This window comes from Ochrobactrum sp. BTU1, from assembly GCA_018798825.1.
Lineage (GTDB): Bacteria > Pseudomonadota > Alphaproteobacteria > Rhizobiales > Rhizobiaceae > Brucella.
Genome location: CP076356.1, coordinates 551,482 through 571,948, shown reverse-complemented (window position 1 = coordinate 571,948; position 20,467 = coordinate 551,482). Strand labels below are relative to the sequence as shown.

The following is a 20,467-nucleotide window of genomic DNA, read 5'->3' as shown; positions in this document are numbered from 1 at the left end:
GGTCAGGTCGAATTGGCAAAGGCCCATTTGCCGAGAGCGGTCATGTCACGGACGAAACGCTCATTCACCAACTCCTGCGATGCCATGACAAGGACGCCAAGCAAATAGGCTTTGTCCGCCTCGCGCAGCCCTGCTTTAACCACCAGGTCACCCAGCTGGTTCTTCTCGTGAGTGTCGCAAAAGCGACTTGCTTTACTGATCATAACTAGTCCACTTTTGGCTGTGTTTTCTATTTCAGTCCGTGACAGCACGCCGATTTGTGTTGGAGTGAAGTCGTTCCGCAAGTTCCTTGAAGGCTGGTTTGAGATCGTACAAAGGCATATCCGAGAGGCCAACAGCGATTGCCAGCTCGCCGATCTTTTGTGCCTCTAAGATCAGAGCAGCTTGTGGTTACTCGTTGAGACTGCGAATTTCGGCCTTAATCAGCGCGACAGACTTTTTGGTTTTTGACCTAGCCATTTTCAATGATCCTCGTTTCAACCGATCGAAGCCTGGATTTTAAAGAAAAACATTTCAGTGTTCATTCCCTAGGAATTGGCGGAAAGTTTCAGGAAGAGACACGTTTAGCCGGAGACAACCCGCGGAAAATAAAAGAACGCATTAGGGTTGGCGATGGGGGTCAATCTGTGCTAGGCGAGTGGGGCTAAGGGAACTGGGCGAGAGGTCATTGCATGACTTTCCTGCTGGACAAATGCCCTTTGACCACCGGGGAACACACGGTTTTCTGCACATCTGCTCATACTGCGATGGACTTGTCAGAACGGAAAATCGGAACTGTAGCCGACTGCTTTCGAGATGCTGGATGACTAAGGTAGCTGCGTCCGCCCAGCAAAAACTCCGCAAAAACTAACAGTAAATCTGAAGGCGGCCAGCCTGGGGTCAACTTTTCGGTGCGATGTGGTACTACGACGGCGATTCAGTTATGTATCTTTGACGCTATTTAGTCTTTCGGGAGTTTTAGAATGTTCAATGTTAGAAAATGGTCATTCCAAGTTGCATTCTTTCTGGGCTTGGCTTGTCTGCCACTTTCACAAGCAACAGCTACATCATCGAACTCTGCAGATTTGTCTGCCAACGAACGAACGGAGTTGCAGCGCTCGGCAGGAATTGTGTGCGAAGGCGAAGGAAAAGACGCGTGTACTGCTGGCAATATCGAGAGCGGCGACTATTACAATGTGACAATCTATGGAAACTGTGCCGTTGCGGCTTATTTTGGTCGGATTGGAGATGAGGCTGCTTCTTTGAGAAAAGATGTGGCAGTAACTGGCACTGACGGGAAAACAGAAGGGGTGCTGGCATCAAAGCAGCTTGTATGTATTAAAGCAGCCGCCCAGGTGAATGCCACTGACAAAGAATATTATGTTGTTGCTCTCCCTATGGACCATGGTGCCGAATGCAAAGGCGAGGAGCTTTGCAAGGAGCCAAAGGCGCTTTCGGGTGATTTTAAAAAGACGATGGCGGGTTGCAAGCGAGATAGTCATAATGGTTATCGCGGCTGTCCCGAAGGCTGGGTGTTTGCGAGCGAGATGGAAGCCTATTCCAACGGATTGCCACAACAGTAATAGCTGGAGGTTGTCCACCAGACAAATTGACCATTAACCGGCAGTCGTATCGAAGTCTGATCTATCGCCTCTCGACAATAGATCAGACTCCTGCCTTTTCGCGCCTAATTCGTCTGATCTAATTTATGGAATAGCGTATTATGCGCATGCCAGCTTATTCGCTGCAGTTGGTTACGGCTCGGCAAGTGGCGAGCGCAGAAGGAATAATTCGGGTGTTCCGCTGGCTGGACATTGCCTTTCTCTCATAGTGTTAGCGACCGGCAATGGCGAGTTGCCACTACATACATGCAGCAAAGCCTATCAGAGTAAGAGCCATGGGTGCGCACTTTTTTGCGCATTCCGTGGTACTATGTTCGCCAGAAGCGGCGCAGACCATTCTGGCGGAAGGGACTGCATTCTCCGCTGAAGCGAGCTGAACTGACGATAGACAGATTCCACCGATAATGGACGTAACAACAAACAAATTACGCATTAAGAAATCCTCTCGTGTATCCCGTTGCCTGCCCATAATCTCCTCAATGTGAACCTTGTTCAATTCCAACATGTAGCCCCTGCATTTTACGGTGGTTGGGATCGGCAATTCCTGAGAAGGTTAGTTACGGACTTGTCAGCAATCAAAACGAAATTCCTCTGGCGTGATTTATTAAAGGCATAAATTGCGTGGCAATGAGGTGCCAGAGTGCAGCGATCGAAAAACGGATTGATCCTTGCTGGCCTGATGTCCGATATTCGGGAAACAGTGATGCTTCAAGTAGCCTCTTTGTGCCGATGTCTGCGACTGTTTCCGGGTGGGAAAAGGGCACCTATTGCCATTGTGCAAGCGCCTGCAAGCCATCCGTGTTTTCTCAAATGCGATGAGCCAACCTGCGCACTCGGTGTAGCGGTGCTGGCGCGCGTGGTTTATCTTACGACGGAGCTGCAAACCGAATTCAAAGTGATGGATAGTTATGATTGGTTTCAATCGAGCCGTCACTAGGTTGATGATGGATCCCAACGGTGAGTTACAACATGACTAATTGGGGTCGTTTGCGGGAGGGGGCGAAATCCTACGCTAAGGCTTTGGCCATCGATATTCGCCGGTGAGATTGATGTGTTCCCATCCGAGCGGCGAGACATGGGCCAGCAGATCGGGCGATAGGGACTTTCCATCTCGTTTCTGGCTCGCGCCTCCGGCACTCGGGATGATCAGCCAGGTCTTGCGCTTGTCTAAAATCCTTGCGCGCCGGCGATGGCCTTTTGGTCTGGAAGCTCGATCGCCTTGGGCGGTCGCTCGCCCATCTCGTCAACACCGTAAAGGATTTGTCAGAACGCAAGATTGGCCTGCGTGTGCTGCCAGGAAAAGGCGCTGAGATCGACACCACGACCGCATCCGGCCGCATGGTGTTCGGTATTTTTGCCACCTTAGCCGAGTTCGAGCGTGACCTGATCCGGGAACGCACCATGGCTGGCCTCGCCGCCGCAAGAGCGCGTGGACGCCAAGGAGGGCGGAACTTCGCTCTCACTAAAGCGCAGGTGCGTCTGGCCCAGGCATCAATGGCTCAGCGCGACACCTCTGCTTCCGAGCTGTGCAAGGAATTGGGGATCGAGCGCGTTACCCTCTATCGCTACCTCGGCCCGAAGGGCGAACTCAGAGATTATGGAAATCGCGTACTTGGTTTAGCGTAGAACTTCACGGTTCCCATAAACGGGCTGGATGAAGACGCACCGCGCCATGCCCACTTCGGATGATTGTCAGGGAACAGCGAAAGGCCTATATCTACTAAAGCAGTGCAGCCAGTCCGATACCCAGGCGACCAGCCTGACGCCTAGCGTTGAGACGCGATTTGCGTAGGACAAGACTAACCCGTCCGGCACTGTTTCAAGCCAAACATTGATAACTTTTTGGAGGATGAGATGATCTCAGCCGGATATTGCCGACTTATGTCCCGTTATAACACTTGGCAAAATGCCTCGTTGGTAACGGCCGCCGATGAGCTCACAAACGAGGAACGCTGGAAGGATCGCGGTGCATTCTTTCAGTCGATCGCAGCGACATTGAACCACCTCTATTGGGCTGATGCCCTGATATTGGAACGTCTGAAGGGGAATGGGCGGCCAGAGGAAGCCATCAAGCACTCTCTTACAAGTCCGTCGAATTGGGCTGACTTTAAGGCTCTCCGTCTGCATAGGAACAAAGAAATCGAAGAATGGGCTGCGAGATTGTGCGACGACGACTTGGGCGGGATGATTGTCTGGTACCCTGGGGATGGTTCCACCCGAATCGAGAAGCCAAAAGCGCTCTGTGCCATGCAGCTTTTCAACCATCAGACACACCATCGGGGCCAGGTCCACGCGATGCTGACCGCTGCGGGCGCAAAACCGGAGCCGACTGATCTTCAGATGCTGGAATACTGAGCGAGGTGCGCTCTTAAGCGGACCGGTGCGGGTTGGTTCAGAGGGTGCGGAAACCCTTAGCGTAGGATTTCGCCCCCTCCCGCAAACGACCCCTAATTGGATAAATTGATGAAACTGAGGGATATTTTCAGAGGGCGCCGTATTACATAGAAGAAAGCTTTTGAGGTTGGTTCCCGACGTGGACGCGGCAATGAAACGAAGAGTTTCTCCCCAGAATGCAGGGCGAACCGATGATTAGGGCGGTGGAATTTCCGAGATGGCCCTGGTATTAATTGGATCTCATCCCTTTTGCGCGACGTCAAAGACAAGCTATTACGATCCCAATAATGAGATAAACGCTACTACAACGGGTCAACGGCTACGTTCCAGGCTTGATGAAGCTGCTTGGTTGTCGATGGAAACCGATTTGATGTGTGATTTCCTAGCGAGTAGGTTCGTCTCTATTAGGGTGATTGACGAAGGAACCCCCGACTAAGTGCCGATGAGGTTATTTCTTGTATGGATTGGGCTCTATCATGCTATCGGCTTCAGCGTTCCCTGTGCGAGGAGCACTTTGTTCAACCGAATGTCCCGGCGCTTTGATTAGTTTCTCATAGGTTTCAAAGCTAATAAGAACGCAGATGAGGCGGTGATTGCGTGTGACGATGACGTCGTCTGTCTTAGCCAGTTCGGCATGTTTTCTAAAATCTCTTGAAATCTCACGTACATCTACCGTGTAGACCATGGTGTTCGCCTCCTTCACAAGAACCGCTTATAGTTTTCCCGCGTTGCTGGATGACGCTTAGAGGATGAGGCGCGATCTATTGTGCTGGCTCTGCGTCGAACGTGCGCGGAAGTAAGATGGTAGGTTCTATATAGGGCGACTAGCAAGCCCAAGAATGAGGGTAAAAAACATGTGGAAAGTAGCAAACATGTGGCAATCTGTAGTGTGTTCTCACAAGGCGTCTGAACTGGCGGGCAACAGTGCGCGTTCGGTCGAACTTATCTGCGAATATTTCTTTGAGCGAAACGCTCTAAGGCTGAAGACTATACAGGGCTTAGCGATTGCCAGGGTCCTGTTTTGGTCAGTTCCAAGGCGGCTCGCTTGGTTATCCCAAAGAAGCCTGAATTCGCAATTACCGTATTGAGTCCCAAACGCCTGGGTCACGGCCGCAATTTTAGCGAAGAGGACAGATGTTCGACGCAAACAGATCTCATATCCGCAGCAGCACTCCTCGAGGCTGAAACTGCTCGAAAGAGTTCACGATAGACGCTGGCGAAAATGTTGTTGCCGGCCAGCGATGCCGGCACTCGAGGAATGTAGGGTTCACTTATTCCCGTCAACATTTTAGCTGTTCCATTGTCGCTCGCGCAATCCCAGGCACCAGTTTTGGCTTGAGTGAAACTGCCGAGGAAGCCGTAACAGCGTTGAGCACGCCCACGCTCAGTCTTTCATTGTCGATATTTATTGCATCAGTATAGGCAGTTGAGCAGTCAATCCATAACGCAGCGAGGATCGTTAAGCAAAATAGTAACCGTTTAATAAAGGAAAGTATGTCCAATTATACCAGAAGTAAAATATAGGTAGCTAAGAATTGTGATTTTATATAAAATGAAAATATGTTCTAATAAAGATGTACTTAAAGAAGTATTATTTAAGTACGATTTAAATCGATCGTTTCTATATTTTTATTTCTATCCCAAGGAGAATTAAAATGAAACACGAAAAAAATGTATTTATCTCGTCTCCTCGTTTTACTGTTGAGCGCACTACGCCGAAGCCAGCTGGAACTGACGACCAAGGCATGCGCCGCGACAGCTAATATTTCTATAAAGAGCCGCTTAAAGCGGCTCTTTTTTTCCCGGGTATTTTATGATTACGATTTCAGTTTCAAATAAAAGAAGCAGTGCCGATAAATGGACCGAGACAAGCCATGGGTGGTCTCTCAAAGAAGATTATATTAATGTCGTAAATGACAAATTCCTGCATCGCCGCATGATAGCGCTGAAGGATGAAACGCTTTTTGTAGTGGCTGAGAGAAACATATCCTTACCACAGAGCAATTTATCGAATGTTTCCAAATATATTGTGGAGTTCGCGTCGCTTTTGGAGGGGGATGGTGTTTTAATCCATCTAGAAAATCACGGTCGTTTAACAGTGATCAGGACCTCGCATGCGACCGTTCCCATCTACGTGTCTGGCGAAAATTACCGTTTTACCGCCGGCTGGGATTTTAATGCGCTCGTCGGCCGACGACAATCGCTGACGTTTTCGCGAACGCAGTTGCGTCGTTTTATCCAATTTGGGCCAGAACTCTCTCAAGAGACGATTGCATTGAACGTGGCGCAGCTAATGCCGGGGCAAAAGGCGGAGTGGACACTGGGGAGTGACCAAATTGAATTCACGACTTGCACACCTGTTAATTTTTATGAGGAGTCTCCTCTGGCGGTCGGGGCCACTCTAACGTCAACTTTCCTGGATCTGATTAAAGCGTCAAGTGTGGAGTTGCTCAAACATGCCTCGGTTCCAACTGTTGAATTGAGCGGGGGCATGGATTCTTCATGTGTTGCGATTGCATTGCGATACACCCACGGTTCTTGGCACTCCTATGGGTTGATCCATCGTGGAAACGCGGGAGATCAGCAGCTAGCGCGACGTCGTGAACTTATTGATCAACTCAAGACTGCAGATACGCGTGTTCATTCGACGGTTTGCAAACCCTTTACCCGTCTTGAAAACCCGCCATTAGCAGGGGATTTTGTCATTAGCCCTTATGATGAACTGTACTGGGATGGCATTGTCGAAGCATTTTATTCGATGCCCAATGGCAAACCCGACGTGGTATTTACGGGGATCGGAGGAGACGAGTTAACGATCACGACGTTATTTGACGACGAAACAGCTCCGCAGAAGTGTTGTCCAAATGCACTGCAATCGCTATTTTTCCAGAATACTCCACCAGTGGCAGTGGCCCCCCAAACCTTTGTGAGCCAAAGCGCACTCGCTTCGGCTTTCGTTCGTGCTCGAATTTTTCTTACCCATGATATATGGCCAAAGAATCCGCTGATAGATCCCGCTGTGGTTAGGTTCTGCCAAATCGTGCCACCTGAACACAAGCGGCACCGCTTGTTGAATAGATTAACGATCGCGAAAGCAGGGCTCAGTGACTACTTTGTTAATCCTCGGTTCAAAGAGAATTTCAGCAGAGTTTTCATGGATGATTTTCTAGACTTCCGAAGCGACATTTTTTTCTGCGAAAGCTTACTTCACGCCGAGATGATTGCAAATTCCGCTCTGCTTATGAATGCTATAAGGGATATTCAAAATGGGTCAGAAGCCAAGATTTCACTCTATGTGATCATCAACGCCGTTCGCCTCGAATACATACTCCGATACTACTCAGATCGGTTTTCTATCAAATTTGTCGACTGAGAATGCTGGTGATGGAAAGGTACGATCAGATATCGGGCCTTCGCCAGATCTTTCGTGGCTTGGCAAGCAAAAGTACCAAACTATCAATTCTTTACGCAACGCTATCGGCAACGCTTTCGACCTCTTTGCTAACAACTCAGCCCTTCTTGCTGGGAGAGGCGATTGCAAGTGCCAAGCTTTCGATTTCTGCTGCCGCCTTTTGGGCGGGACTTTATATAGGGGTTGGGTTGCTAGCGGGCGCTGCGAATGGAACCTCGTCCTATTTCACCCTCAAGTCGCGCGAAGAGATTGGCAACGACATTGCGCGCGCTACACTGCTGGCAACACTGGCTGAACCGATCGACGCTGCCAACAGGACCGAGGCCGACTTACTTCATTTGTTTAACAAAGCAAAGGAAGGGTGCCACGCCCTAATTGCGGATTTGTTTTCAATGATCGTTCCCTATTGTCTCGGGCTCCTACTCGCTCTCGGTTTGGTTAGTAGCCGCATCGACATGTTTTGCGGATTTGCCATGGGTTTGATCGCATTTGGGTATTTCGCTTTAAACCGCAGTACTGCGACACGCGAGCTGATATCGGGTCAGCGGTTATATGTGGGCTCTGCGAATGTGGTATCTGACATTGGCCGTGCGCATGAGCTGAAAGAGCTGGTTCGCTGTTTTTCTGCACAGAATTTCGTAACGAAGCTTTTCGAAAGGCACTTGGCTTACAATCGAAGGCGGGTAGCGCGTCACGGGCGACTTTATTTCTGGAAGCAAATCAAGCTTGAGATATTACAGTGGTTTGGGCTAATGGTAGTGATCTTGATCTTCTTTCTCGGCGCCAAGAACGAAAACGATATTGGAAAGATGGGTGGTGTTCTGACGCTCATTCTATCCTATTTTCAAGTCATCGGGCCGATCACGGCACTCTCGCGCGCTGGCGATCGGGTCTCCCAAGCCCTCATCGCAGTCCTTCCTACCGCTGAATTACTCAATCAAAACCATTATCAATCACCACAGATATCACATCCGCCACAATCTCTTGAAAAGCTCGTAGTCGATACTGTGCTCCCTCAGTATGTCGGACGGGGCTTCGGGGCGCCGATTTCAGCGAGGATGAGTGTGGGCGATGTGGTTTTCATCAAAGGACGTAGTGGAATAGGAAAAACCACATTTGCCCGGACTATTGCGGGGATCATATCCCCGCGCTCAGGGAAGATATATATTCTGACGAGGGCCGGACATCGTGTTGAGCGCATCTGCACTGAGATTCTTTATGTTCCACAAACTGACTATGTGTTCGCAGCCTCGATTGTCGATAACATCAGGCTTGGCGAAACCCATGTGAGCGAGGAAGCCGTCCAAAAGGCTCTTGAAGATTTGCAAGTCGATACCGTTTTGAAAGAGCGGAAACTAGGCTTACGTTCGATGATTGGAGATGGCGGGAAAAACTGGTCGGGTGGACAGCGACGACGCATCGCGCTTTGCCGCGCATTAGTCCGGAAGCCGGCGGTTCTCATTCTGGACGAGCCAACCGCAAACCTCGATCCAGAAACAGCCCAACGCGTTCTCGATAGATTTAGAGACCACATGCGTGATGGCATTCTCATTATAATAACGCATGACGCTGATTACGAAACCGCGACGGATAGAATTATCAATATAGGTTTTAAGTAAAAACAAGGTAAATCTCAGATTTCCATGGGCGCGTTTAGCACACTTTGATGATTGATGATCGTTCGCAACGATGAAGGCAATCCACTGTCATTTTAGGGAGTAATATATTGCTTGCGCTAAATTGGACTAGAGGTCAGTGGATGTTGAACCTAAGCTTCTCAGTATAAAAAGGGATAGGTAATACTTGAGGAGACGCTATGGGAAGCGGAGTTCTAAACTTTAATATGACTTGTGATTTTGCGACCCCGAACAAGGATTCATTTGTTGAACTTCATGTAGAGTTTCCACTGACATATATGGAGCTAAGAACGTTGCAAGGTTGGCTGGAAAATAAGGATTGGGACGCTGCCGAGAATTATCTCTCGGAAAAATATCCTGAACATCGCTGCCTATTGAGCGGGTGGCTGGCAGCCTGTAGAAATCGGAGTGAGGCAAGCGATATGGCCAAAGAATTGGCTTCGGTCATATGATGTAAGCGCATGTATCGATTTTTCGTTTTGAAAGACGGAAACTTGGTTTCAGCGGCTGTGTCACGCTTTGTAGCAGTTGCCCTTTTATTCGACGGACTTGCGCCGCTGTTTCCATCGATGGCGATCAGCGGTGGCCTAACCCCGGCTCGTTTTCAATCCATTATCGGCTGCTGTTATGCCATTTTTGCTTGTTCACAGCTGATTTCTCCGCTGCTCATCGCCGCATTCGGACTGTACCGGAGCTGTGCCATTTCCTGTCTTTATTTTGGATGTGCCGCAACGGTGATAGCTTGTACACATAACCCCGCTGTATTTATTGTATTTTTCTCGTCAATGTTCGCGGCCAATAGTGTTGGTTCGAATGCCACCAGGGTTGCATTGCATCAGTTAACCGATCCAAACCGATACAAGAAGGTTATTGGATGGGTGCTCGCACTGGTTGAGATCACGCAGATTGCTATCCCATTTCTAATCAGCGCTTTTGCATTCGCATATGGGTGGCGCCTGGCACTTCTCTTTCTTGCAATTCCGGCGGTAACTGTCGGCTGCTACGTCGTTTCCATCGACCGTAGACATTGGGTGAGAAGGGATGTGCCGAGAGCGCGTTCGTCCAAGACCGATTGGCAAGCGCTCTTTGGGATGCCGGTTTTCCTCCGGCCAGTCCTGCGAGTTGTCGCATACCAGATTGGGTTTAGTGTCCTGGTGGCGCGCTTGCCTTTCATTGTTGAACACCAAGCAAACCTGCATCAAATTGTCGGCGGATTGATCCTGTCGTTGGATAACGCATTCGTAGCGCTCTGTTTAATCGTGGGCGGATGTCGCGCTCCCTCCTACTCGAGCAGTATTCTATCAAGAATCGGCTTGTCTCTCATGGTTATGGGGGTGACTACAATAGGGCTAAGTTATTTCTTAGGAATTTACGCTGCGATTGTCGGTATCGTTCTCTTCAATGGCGCATATGGGTTTATAGGAGTGCCGGGCTCAGCGGACCCATTAAATGTGCCCGAGGCGCTACGCGTGAAGGCTTCTGGACTTTTGGGCTTCTTGCAGCCGATGACTGGTGGCCTGTCTGTGGCCATCTTAAGCATGCCCGAGTTACCACTTATCGATAGCGCCTTGGCTGCGGCTCTCCTCTCCACCCTCCTGCTCATTTTGACGATGTTGTTTGATAGCCGAGGCGCTTCGTATCAATGACTTTTTAGGGATTTTCCTTTGCTTTGCTATTGTTCTCGTAGCAGCGGTGGAGTGCGGCGCATTTCGACACTATAGGCAATGCAGAAAACGCATATGATAGCTATTAAAGTGGACAGACATTTGTGAACTCGGTCAGAGCGCCCTATAGCGTATCGTTGCGCCGTTCTTAAACACTTTTGAATTTAAGCAATCCAATGAGGTGATTTTTATGAACAGATTTCCACTTTGTCTTATTCTAGGCCTTACCGGCATTTTCTCGTTCATCGGCATGGCCTATGCGTCGGGCGAGCGCAAGTTAGTCATTGCGACAGAAGGCTACCTGCGGCCCTATAATTTTACCCGAGCGGACGGAACACTCGACGGATATGAGGTGGAACTTGGAGCATATCTATGCAAACAGATGAGTGTGGAATGTACCTTCGTTGCACAGCCGTTTGAAGGGTTGATCCCTGGCCTATTGGCGGGAAAGTTTGATGCCATTATGGCGGGTCTCACTGCCACATCGAAGCGCCGCGAAGTAATCGATTTCTCGACCCCATATAGTCTGACCCCTCAAGTCTTTGCGGTAATGAAGGGAGGGCGTTACGAAAAACTCCCGTTAACCGGTGAGGCGCTTCAGCTAGCCCAGAACAGATCGATATCGCAAGCCGGTTTAGCCGAGCTTCGAGACGCAATTTCTGGCGCAAGCGTTGGGATTGTCAAGGGAACGATTGATGACGCGCTTGTAAAGGAGTACTTCAAAGACGTCGCAGAAGTGCGGGAGTATCGATCAGGTGAGGAGGAATTGCTTGATCTCAGTACGGGTCGGGTAGATTTGGTTGTCAACTCCCGTGCATTCTTGAATGCAACCTCAAAGTTGCCTGGCTATGAGAAACTCACTATGACCGGGCCGTATTTTCTGGGCGGATTGCTTGGCGGTGGGGTAGGGGTCGGTCTGAGAAAGACGGATCCGGAACTTTTAAACATGTTCAACAACGCCATTCATTCTGCACGAGATCGTGACGTCATAAAGCGTCTGTCAGCAAAATGGTTCGACTTCGACGTGACACCTTAGTAGTCCTTTCATTGGTTTAGCTCATGGCATGCATGCGTCGCCAAAGCCAAAGGCAGTGCCCGGTTATGCGTAGCAGCAAAGCCCGAGTAGCGAATTGATCATGAACGATGCGCTCGTCCTGCATGAAATAGCTAAGTTAACGCATCGACCGATCATTGCCAACTTTGGTATGGCAGCCGGCAAGTATCGGCGCTTCGATCGAAATGGCATGCTCTGGCAGCATCATTATCTGGTGAGCTTAGTGAAGGTCTTTGCTTGCAATGATAATATCTGAGCGGATTAAGAAACGTCCTTTGGAAAGGGATAGCTCTATCTTTCCGGTATCTCGCTTCGCATTTCTGTCAATTAAGATTTGAAATGAATAATCGCGCTCAGACTTACTGCTTATAATTCCCCGGCACTCGATCGAGATGTTGGTTAACAGTATTCGCCCTGTTGAGCCTATTTTTTCTGACGGAACAATAATCCCGCTCTCCAGAAGGTAAACGAAGCAGAGCTGGTTCAACAATATGCCGGATGTTAGAGCGTTAAATATTTTCGACGGCTTATTCGTGTAGGAGCATTGTTCTGTTGGGATAAATTCACCCTCCATTGCCCCACGATTATTCAAGAGTGGAGTAAATTTTACGGCTTTCTTTTCATCGAAAAGCTCGTCTTTATACACGTATCTAATAATATCAATTGTCGACGATGATAAGTTCTTGACAAAACAGACATCATGCATTGGTTACTTCCTTCAACCGCTAATCTGTCAATTATCGAAGACTAAAGGAAAATAACGAGCGAGGAATCCACAATTACTTGTTAACACTTTTAAATATTGTCTCATACTTATATCAATTTTGAATTCGTATAAATAGAATACGGAAATATTTCGCTGGGCGTACAATATTTTGCGTATCGCTCGCCCTAGTCGAAGCTCTCGGGCGACGGAACATAGACCGCTGAGGAGACGCCCAGGCGGCGAATTGATGAAACTTACAGTGCGTATGATGCTTGCGCGCTGTAGCAGATCCTGGCCATTGTCGCGGAGCTTGATAAAATTACTGTGTTTGCCACCAGGATAACAACGCGTCGGTTCGCTGAACATCTCCGTGAAAGTACTCTATGAGATGTTGCCTGTTCATTTCCAGTAGGTGACGATAATCGTTTCCGGTGCGTTCTTCATAAATTAGGACTTTTGCGCGCCTCGACAAAAGGGTTTTGACTTCCCTGTTCCAAAACTCATTATACATATCTTCATAATGGTGCTGCCCGCCGAATCCAACGCCGCATTTTTTTTCTATTGCACCACGTGCAGTCTCGAAAAGACTTTTCAAACGGTTTTTTTGGTAGGGTGTATATCTTTTCGATGGAACCCACTCACTAAGTAAATTTCGAAACTGTGGCTCAGGTCCACCCACACCGGCACCACCGGGCTTGCCTACTGTGGGTTCAGAATATCCGCTCGGCCCGGCTCGAAGCTCATCTTGGCCTATACGTCCTCCAGGGAGCGGATCAACAGAGAACCCGCGAACAGAAGGGGCGGATTGCGTGGGAAAGGGTTCAGAATCAAATCGATCGGAAAATCCACGAATATTCGTGCGCAGAACAGTGCGGTCAGCGGGTTGCAGATCTACTGCGCCAATAATTGGGAGCACGTTTCCCGAATATCCGCGCACCCTTTCGACCGTACTTGCGCCGCCCATCGCGGCATTTCTCGCAGCTCTGCTATCTAACTCCCGATCAACTAAAGCAAGCAACTGCTCTTCCATAGCGATATCTCTTTCCGGTTTTAAAGAACCTACTGCCGATGCTCTCATTAAAGTGTGCGATGAAGCATGATGAGGAGACGTGTCTCCCGAACCCGAACCCATAATAGGCCTACTGTGTAGCGTACCGCCGGCAGACCTACTCCGGCGCTATTCATTCCGGCACAGCATCACGCTGGTGCGTCTTTGAATATAACCGATCTTCTCAACTTAGCCCAGAGTTCGATGGCGATCTGATCGGGTGAACGAGTCACTTTACTATATTAGGGCTCGTATAGAAGAACCCTACCGAAAATTCTCTGTCTTTCAGTGAGTTTTGTCAAATCATACAAGAGCAATGGTGCTGCGCAGAGAATTGAGCTCGCTACCCTGTTTGATTTCCAAGTGTCTGTGCGAGGTCGAGATATATTTGCTCCGCGAGTTCGTCGGCGGCGCGGAGCATGGCATTCCTTTGAGCAGTAACAGTTGCAAATTCCTGACGATGGCGATCAAACGATGCAGATACCGATCGGGAGTGTGCAAATAAGATCTTTCCATCCTTATCGAAAACTTCAAAATTGGAAGTAGCATTGGCGATGCCCAAAGAGGCTCTTCCGATCTTATCCGTCTTGTCTCCAATATTCTGCGCCACTGAAGCAAGTTCGGATGTTTTGAGGTTCAGTTGAAGCCTGTAAGCCGCGCTACGCGCTTCACCTGCTCCGCGTCCCAATAGGAAAATTAGACGATTACGGACTTGCACGGCGAAGATGTCGCTGACTTCATCAATTTTGATCGCCGCCAACTTGGTGCTGAGGTCTGGTCGCGCCGTTCGACCTATCGTCTTGCCTGCGCCTGAGTCGACGGCATAGAGTGGTTTGACAACGCATGCGGACAAGAACAAGGCCATGCAACAGGAAAGAGACCGGAGGAAGCGCCCCGGACCAGGATTGAGTATGTGGTTAGACACGGCCTAGGTCTCCATGGGGATTTAACAACAGTTATCATAACTATCTATTTGTCTCTATATTTCGAAATATATATGATTAATACAGTAAGCAATTTATTATTATATCGTTTAGCAATGAAGTTGTGGAAAATAGAAGTATATAAAAATACGGCAATAATTATTGCTTATTCTAGAAAATTCCATAAACATACAATTAGAGGCCGTCTATTTTCTTTTGTGCAGAAAGGTAAATTCGTATATTACAAATACGTAAAAACTCAAATTCCAATTGGCTGTGTTTGGAACAAAATCGCTTGAAAATTCCACTGATTCATCGATTACGTGGCCACGATTAAGATGATCCTTCGATGAGAAATTATGGGACTGTCCATTGGCGGTCTCGCATTGTGATTTCGTAACTTAACGCGGGAAAGAATACACGACCTACCTTGCGACTACTCGGCAAAAATCGTGTTAGCTTCTCAAACTAATTCTTCCGTCAAAGTCGGAAGCTTATGGCATTTCTGGCGGACCTTTATGTTACGTGGCGGGCGTGTCGGCAAGTACAAAGGAATTGCCGGTGGGATTGCGCCCTGTGAAATGGGATCGAGCCAAACTTCTACAGTTGTTGCAACGGTTCTCTCACTCGGTGGTGCATTTCTGTCGTCAACAACGGCGTTTGCTGGGGGATGCGTCACCACCGGGAGCAACACGGTGTGCTCAGGCCCGGCCTCGGTCAGTGATACCACTAGAAGTATTAGCGGCAGCAATATATCTGTGACAACGTCACCGGGCTTTGGCCACGCGACCCAGGCGGGAAACGCTTTTACGATCCAAGGCAATGGCGGCACGAGCTTCATAGACACGAACGCTGCAACAATTTCTGGCCAAGCAGTTGGTCTGGCTATCACCAACAACAATCCGGGTAAATTGATTGTTCAGTCAAACGGCCATATAATTGGCAACAGCACATCTAACGGTATTGTTGCGACGGCTGGTGTAGGAACCACAAGTGTTGATATTAACGTTTTAGATGTCAGCGGCTATGGAGGAGTTAGCGTTAACAACCTTGCAAATACAGATACTACGATTACTTCGACCGGTAAAATTACCGCGACGTCTGCCAATAATGGGTTCGGGGTCCTTGTAACCGGCGCAAACTCGGCGTCGGGTGCCACAACAATCAGAGTGAATGACGTTGTTGGCGGACAGAGTGGCGTTGTAGCGAATGTCTTTGGAGCTGGCGACGCCACCGTTATTGCTTCGGGTTCGATAGTTACGCAGAACGCATTCTCGGGCTCAGGTATATCCGTTAATGGTAATGTTGGCATGACGGGTGACATTAAAGTTGAAGCAAATAGTATAAATGCAGCTGCGCAGGGTATCACGGTTGGCAAGCGAGGAGCCGGAAACGTCTCGATCGCCGTAACCGGTAGCATCGAGGCGGGGTCAACAGGTCTCGTCTATGAGGACGGCTTTGGCTTCGTCTACGCAGGAGACACCAATGTTGATATTTCCGTCGCAGATATATCAGCGGGTTCCTATGGCGTATTATTGACCAATCGTGGTTCAAACAACGGCACTCTCAATCTCACTTCAACGGGTACGGTCTCCTCAAAGACTACCTCTGGCATCCGAGCTGTCCACTACGGCTCGCTTATGACCGTGGATGTAAATAACGTTAGTGGTCGTACTATTGGTATTGATGCATTGGTTTGGACCGGTGGGCGTGACCTGGAGATTAGCGCGCGCGGCAATGTTGTAGGTGAAACTGCGCAAGGAATAAACGTTGAAGCTACTGCAGGAAGCAGGAACGTCGTCTTAGAGACCAATAATGTCACTGGAGCAACGGACGGAATTCGCGTCGAGGCGAACGGAACCGGTGCGGTACAAATTGCCTCGACCGGCAGCGTCACCGGTACATCCGCCGATGGCATTTACGCTTACAACGGCAGCACCACAAGCGATTTGACGATCGATACGGTAGATGTGACTGGCGGCCGCTATGGCATTGCAGCTTACAACTATGGGAAGGGGTCGACATCGATTTCTTCAACGAGCGATGTGACCGGCAAAGCGAACAATGGTATTTATGTCTATAACGGGGGTGCCACCACTGAATTGACGATTGATGTGGCGGATGTAAACGGCAGGGTCAATGGCATCGAGGCTAATAACAACGGGTTAGGCTCGACATCGATTGCTGCAACTGGAGCAATAAATAGTGAAATTAACACCGGAATTTATGTCAATAATGGCGGAAGCACGACGGGCTTAGCAGTTGACGTTGTCGATGTCACTGCTGGTGGTAACGGTATTGACATTCGTAGTTCCGGAAGCGGTGTGGTCGACATCAATTCGTCTGGTTTAATTTCGTCTGGCACCAACGGTATATATGCAATTATCGCATCCAAGGCTGAGGGCCTTGATATTGATGTGAATGATATCAAGAGCGGCACTCAAGGTGTCTGGATCGATTACTATGGTTCCGGAGATGTTGGTGTTGATGCCCATAATATCGTCAGCACTGGGGGCGAAGGGATCAATATCGAGACTACGGTGAATTCGCACGATCTTGTCATTGATGTGAATGATGTCACATCGCTGGGAAGTGCTATCCGTTTCAATCATGCGGGCGTTGGCGATACCATTGTCAACGCGAACGATATCAAGGTCACCAACGGTCACGGCATTTGGTTCAATACCTGGGGTTCAGGCGACGTAAAGGTTGGCGCACACGACATCGATGTATCGGGTATCGGTGTCTGGTTAGACACGGCTTCAACCACAAAAAACCTGGATATTGCTGTAAACAGTATCACGTCGGGTGATGACGGCATTAATGCCATTCATAGTGGTGACGGCACGGTCAATATCAGTGCGCAGGGTTCGATCGTTTCGGGTGATGATGCTATTGAATTTTATGCCGATAACGCAAACGTCAAGCAGATCAACGTTGATGTCAATAACGCAAAAGGCGCCGACTACGGTATATATGTGGTTAGTAACTCGAGCGCTAATGATCCCGCAGACCCAGATGCCTCAAACAATGACGTCAACGTCTCCGTGACCGGCCAGATTCAGTCTGGTGCGGGAGCTGCTATCTCGACACAGACCAATGCAGGAGTGCTGAGCAATATCACTGTCGGAAGCAATGCAACTGTCAGTGCGGATTCTGGCCTTGCCATTGTTAATAACGGGGGAGACAGTCATGTGGTTATTGCAAACGGTGGCGTCGTTAACGGTTCGATCAGCTTGAATGCTGGCACAGACACAGTTGATCTCTATGGCGGTTTCTCGGGAATTACATCACTCGACGGTGGTACAGGTGATGATCAGCTGACACTTCATGATGCGGATAGCTCCTATGATGGGTCTAAAATCCAGAACTGGGAAATATTCACGCTTGATAACAGCAGGCTTGAACTGACCAATGGCAGCCTTGCCGTCGGAGCGGCGGGAGACGCTGCGACGGGCGTTTATCTGACGAACTCTTCGACGCTAGATGGCGGGGCTGCGCTGGCGCTTGCCGCCAATCTGACGGTCGATGCGAGCTCGTCCTTTGTTGCAACAGGCAGTGGTACAGGTGTTTACACTATCTCTGGCGGCGTGAACAATTCAGGATTGATCACAACACAGGACAATCTGGCTGGTGATGTTGTAACGATTGCCGGCAATTATAGTGGCAACAACGGTCGTCTTTCGATCGACACCGCGCTTGGTGACGACAGCTCGACTACGGATAAGCTTGTCGTTAAAGGCGATACATCGGGTATGACATCAGTCTATGTGGCAAATGCCGGGGGTAGTGGTGCGCTTACGACGGAAGGCATCGAGGTAATCTCGGTCGGCGGCACATCGAATGGTGTTTTCAGTCTCGTTGGCAATGAAGTGTACTCAAACCAGCAAGTTATCGTTGCTGGTGCTTATGCCTATGGGCTTTATAAAGGAAATGCATCCGGTATTGATAAGTCAGATTGGTATTTGCGCTCTGTAAAGAAGGTTGAAGATACCGGCACTGGCGGTACGGATCCGAATACTGGCGGTGGCAACACGGGTGGCGGTAATACTGTTGGCGGCGAATTTGTTCTAACGCCAGCTGCTGAAACTTACGAAGCCTACCCGCAAGCGCTCCTCGGGTTGAACGGGATATCGACGCTGCAGCAGCGCGTTGGTAACCGTTTCTGGGCAGGTAACGGCAACAAGGTAATTGAACAGGGTGCGGATCCTGTTGGCACACCGTATGCAACGCCACAGGAAGCAGGTGTGGCGATAGAAGGCAATGGTGTGTGGGGTCGTATTGAAGGTGCACACAATCGCTTTGGATCTGACTCTTCCACGACAGGCGGCGATTTCAGGCAAAATTCTGTCAAATTGCAGGCCGGTATTGATGGTTTGCTAAGCGAAGCCGAGAGCGGTAAGCTTATCGGCGGCGTGTTTGCCCAATATGTACATGGCAAAACCAAGGTCTCGTCCAATGACGCCACTGGCTGGGGCGATGGCAATATTGCTACAGATGGGTACGGTTTGGGTGGCACGCTGACCTGGTATGGCGAGAATGGCTTTTACATTGACGCTCAGGGCCAAGCCACATGGTACAAAAGTGATCTCGTATCAGACTATAATGATAAGACATTCGCAGATGGCAATAGCGGCTTCGGTTACGCCCTTTCCTTGGAGGGTGGTAAGCGGATCGAGATTAATCCTGAGTGGGCAGTCACGCCGCAGGCGCAACTTGTCTATTCTCGCGTCAAGTTTGACGATTTCATCGATATTTATGGCGCATCGGTCAGCCTTGATCGCGGAGACAGCTTGCAGGGTCGCCTTGGTCTGACGCTCGATCATGAGACCTCGTGGCAAAACGGCAATGGGATGAAGAACCGTAGCCATATTTATGGCATCGCTAACCTTTACTATGAGTTCCTTGAAGGCAGCAAAGTCAATGTTAACGATCTGAGCCTTGCTAGCCGTCAGGATCGGGTGTGGGGTGGACTTGGCATCGGTGGATCCTACAACTGGAATGATGACAAGTATTCGATCTTCGGAGAAGGGGTCGTCAATACCAGCCTCAATGACTTTGGTGACAGCTATTCGATCAAGGGGAATGTGGGCTTCCGCGTGAAGTGGTAAACCAGTTTACCTTCGACCTGCGTCAAATACTCTCAAATACAGGCCTTTGTGAAAAAAGCCGCTGTCAGTCTGCCCGCACCACCCGGTACAGCAACTGACAGCGGCATATTGTAGAATGCTATTTTGGAGCTCGACTTAACGAAGACCGTAAATGTCAGAATAGCCCATCACTCAGAGATGCATTCCCGGAAAAGTTGTGAATAGGTCGGTGTGTGTGTAATATATATCGAAAATAATACTTTATTGGTATTCGAAAGATACGAAAAAGTTCTTTTTTAGGCCATAGGCATTTTATAGCAAAAATAATAAATAATAAGAAGCAGAAAAGGATTTGAATTCTATAATAATAGTAGGAGGATAGTAATATCGGTTTGCTAAAGGGATGTCGCTATACTGGTGCAGAAATTGAGACCTATCTGGCTGCTTGAAATTTCAATCTAGAGTAATATTGCCATTCGTGTGAGGGTTGCTTTTTAAACGAGAGCTTTTTGATGGGATATTGCGCTAACCACATGGATATTCGGTGCTTTTCTAAATCTTACATAGTTTTGATTGTTTTTAATCGCGCGCATTTTCGTTGATGATAAGTTTCAAATGATCGCTTGGCAGATAGGTCCTTCAGGCGGGCTAAGTTGTTGAATAATGGGCATTGATCAAATATCTATTTATTAGAGAATATCAGTTGACACAGCTTGGCGACGCAACCATAAGGTGCTCTGATTGTGTTGCGGCGGGACCTAATATTTGATCGCAGACAACGTACAAGGCGCGTGTGCATCTCAACAGGTTGACAACTGTTGCGGTGGCGAGCTCGTTGTGCGTTCTCCGAGTTCATAGGCGGATTTCACGGACACAACAATCATTGAACTTCCCGAGCACGGGAGGTTTAGTTTGGTATTGTAGAGCTAGATAGGCGT

Annotated in this window: 14 protein-coding genes and 1 pseudogene; 10 read left to right on the top strand and 5 right to left on the bottom strand. The window is 49.0% G+C overall.

Translation table 11 applies throughout. The features are described 5' to 3' along the window. Positions 1-2: 2 nt before the first annotated feature. Complete coding sequence (locus tag KMS41_21675) at positions 3-203, bottom strand: conjugal transfer protein TraD (protein ID QWK80368.1); 201 nt, start codon at positions 201-203, stop codon at positions 3-5. A 759-nt stretch (positions 204-962) separates the two neighbouring features. Here KMS41_21675 and KMS41_21670 point away from each other — a divergent pair. Further along, entirely contained in the window at positions 963-1,562 is a 600-nt protein-coding gene (locus KMS41_21670; GenBank protein ID QWK80367.1) for a hypothetical protein, read from the top strand. A 1,051-nt stretch (positions 1,563-2,613) separates the two neighbouring features. Here KMS41_21670 and KMS41_21665 read toward each other — a convergent pair. Further along, positions 2,614-2,775, bottom strand: a complete 162-nt coding sequence (locus KMS41_21665; protein ID QWK81159.1) for a Tn3 family transposase — start codon at positions 2,773-2,775, stop codon at positions 2,614-2,616. Here KMS41_21665 and KMS41_21660 point away from each other — a divergent pair. Both KMS41_21660 and KMS41_21655 read left to right on the top strand, forming a co-directional pair. Continuing rightward, positions 2,763-3,227: pseudogene (locus KMS41_21660) on the top strand (recombinase family protein). The gene KMS41_21665 and the pseudogene KMS41_21660 sit on opposite strands and share 13 nt — an antisense overlap. Positions 3,228-3,455: 228 nt before the next feature. Next, a complete protein-coding gene (locus KMS41_21655; GenBank protein ID QWK80366.1) occupies positions 3,456-3,956 on the top strand; it encodes a DinB family protein in 501 nt (166 codons plus the stop codon). A 487-nt stretch (positions 3,957-4,443) separates the two neighbouring features. On the opposite strand, the gene KMS41_21650 is transcribed toward KMS41_21655, so the two are convergent. Continuing rightward, positions 4,444-4,680, bottom strand: a complete 237-nt coding sequence (locus KMS41_21650) for a hypothetical protein (protein QWK80365.1) — start codon at positions 4,678-4,680, stop codon at positions 4,444-4,446. 1,128 nt (positions 4,681-5,808) lie between these two features. Here KMS41_21650 and KMS41_21645 point away from each other — a divergent pair. The 6 genes from KMS41_21645 (at position 5,809) to KMS41_21620 (ending at position 12,018) form a co-directional block, all read left to right on the top strand. After that, complete coding sequence (locus KMS41_21645; protein QWK80364.1) at positions 5,809-7,368, top strand: hypothetical protein; 1,560 nt, start codon at positions 5,809-5,811, stop codon at positions 7,366-7,368. An 11-nt stretch (positions 7,369-7,379) separates the two neighbouring features. Further along, positions 7,380-9,026 carry an ABC transporter ATP-binding protein/permease gene (locus KMS41_21640; GenBank protein QWK80363.1) on the top strand — a complete coding sequence of 549 codons (1,647 nt, stop codon included), beginning with the start codon at positions 7,380-7,382 and terminating at the stop codon, positions 9,024-9,026. 197 nt (positions 9,027-9,223) lie between these two features. Further along, on the top strand, positions 9,224-9,496 hold the full coding sequence (locus KMS41_21635; protein QWK80362.1) for a hypothetical protein: 273 nt from the start codon (positions 9,224-9,226) through the stop codon (positions 9,494-9,496). 9 nt (positions 9,497-9,505) lie between these two features. After that, the gene (locus tag KMS41_21630; protein QWK80361.1) at positions 9,506-10,690 is read left to right on the top strand and encodes an MFS transporter; all 1,185 of its coding nucleotides are present in this window, start codon (positions 9,506-9,508) and stop codon (positions 10,688-10,690) included. A gap of 208 nt (positions 10,691-10,898) precedes the next feature. Next, positions 10,899-11,744: a transporter substrate-binding domain-containing protein gene (locus tag KMS41_21625; protein ID QWK80360.1), complete on the top strand. Its 846-nt coding sequence runs from the start codon at positions 10,899-10,901 to the stop codon at positions 11,742-11,744. A 100-nt stretch (positions 11,745-11,844) separates the two neighbouring features. Next, positions 11,845-12,018, top strand: a complete 174-nt coding sequence (locus KMS41_21620) for a hypothetical protein (protein QWK80359.1) — start codon at positions 11,845-11,847, stop codon at positions 12,016-12,018. Positions 12,019-12,787: 769 nt separating this feature from the next. Here KMS41_21620 and KMS41_21615 read toward each other — a convergent pair. Next, positions 12,788-13,498 carry a hypothetical protein gene (locus tag KMS41_21615; protein ID QWK80358.1) on the bottom strand — a complete coding sequence of 237 codons (711 nt, stop codon included), beginning with the start codon at positions 13,496-13,498 and terminating at the stop codon, positions 12,788-12,790. A 361-nt stretch (positions 13,499-13,859) separates the two neighbouring features. Next, on the bottom strand, positions 13,860-14,276 hold the full coding sequence (locus KMS41_21610; GenBank protein ID QWK80357.1) for a hypothetical protein: 417 nt from the start codon (positions 14,274-14,276) through the stop codon (positions 13,860-13,862). Positions 14,277-14,957: 681 nt separating this feature from the next. Here KMS41_21610 and KMS41_21605 point away from each other — a divergent pair. Then, a complete protein-coding gene (locus KMS41_21605) occupies positions 14,958-19,550 on the top strand; it encodes an autotransporter outer membrane beta-barrel domain-containing protein (protein ID QWK80356.1) in 4,593 nt (1,530 codons plus the stop codon). Positions 19,551-20,467 lie beyond the last annotated feature (917 nt).

What these genes read in the sequence shown, in the direction of transcription:
- KMS41_21675 (QWK80368.1), bottom strand. Translation starts at nt 203, where the DNA reads ATGATCAGTAAAGCAAGTCGCTTTTGCGACACTCACGAGAAGAACCAG.
- KMS41_21670 (QWK80367.1), top strand. Translation starts at nt 963, where the DNA reads ATGTTCAATGTTAGAAAATGGTCATTCCAAGTTGCATTCTTTCTGGGC.
- KMS41_21655 (QWK80366.1), top strand. Translation starts at nt 3,456, where the DNA reads ATGATCTCAGCCGGATATTGCCGACTTATGTCCCGTTATAACACTTGG.
- KMS41_21650 (QWK80365.1), bottom strand. Translation starts at nt 4,680, where the DNA reads ATGGTCTACACGGTAGATGTACGTGAGATTTCAAGAGATTTTAGAAAA.
- KMS41_21645 (QWK80364.1), top strand. Translation starts at nt 5,809, where the DNA reads ATGATTACGATTTCAGTTTCAAATAAAAGAAGCAGTGCCGATAAATGG.
- KMS41_21640 (QWK80363.1), top strand. Translation starts at nt 7,380, where the DNA reads ATGGAAAGGTACGATCAGATATCGGGCCTTCGCCAGATCTTTCGTGGC.
- KMS41_21635 (QWK80362.1), top strand. Translation starts at nt 9,224, where the DNA reads ATGGGAAGCGGAGTTCTAAACTTTAATATGACTTGTGATTTTGCGACC.
- KMS41_21630 (QWK80361.1), top strand. Translation starts at nt 9,506, where the DNA reads ATGTATCGATTTTTCGTTTTGAAAGACGGAAACTTGGTTTCAGCGGCT.
- KMS41_21625 (QWK80360.1), top strand. Translation starts at nt 10,899, where the DNA reads ATGAACAGATTTCCACTTTGTCTTATTCTAGGCCTTACCGGCATTTTC.
- KMS41_21620 (QWK80359.1), top strand. Translation starts at nt 11,845, where the DNA reads ATGAACGATGCGCTCGTCCTGCATGAAATAGCTAAGTTAACGCATCGA.
- KMS41_21615 (QWK80358.1), bottom strand. Translation starts at nt 13,498, where the DNA reads ATGGAAGAGCAGTTGCTTGCTTTAGTTGATCGGGAGTTAGATAGCAGA.
- KMS41_21605 (QWK80356.1), top strand. Translation starts at nt 14,958, where the DNA reads ATGTTACGTGGCGGGCGTGTCGGCAAGTACAAAGGAATTGCCGGTGGG.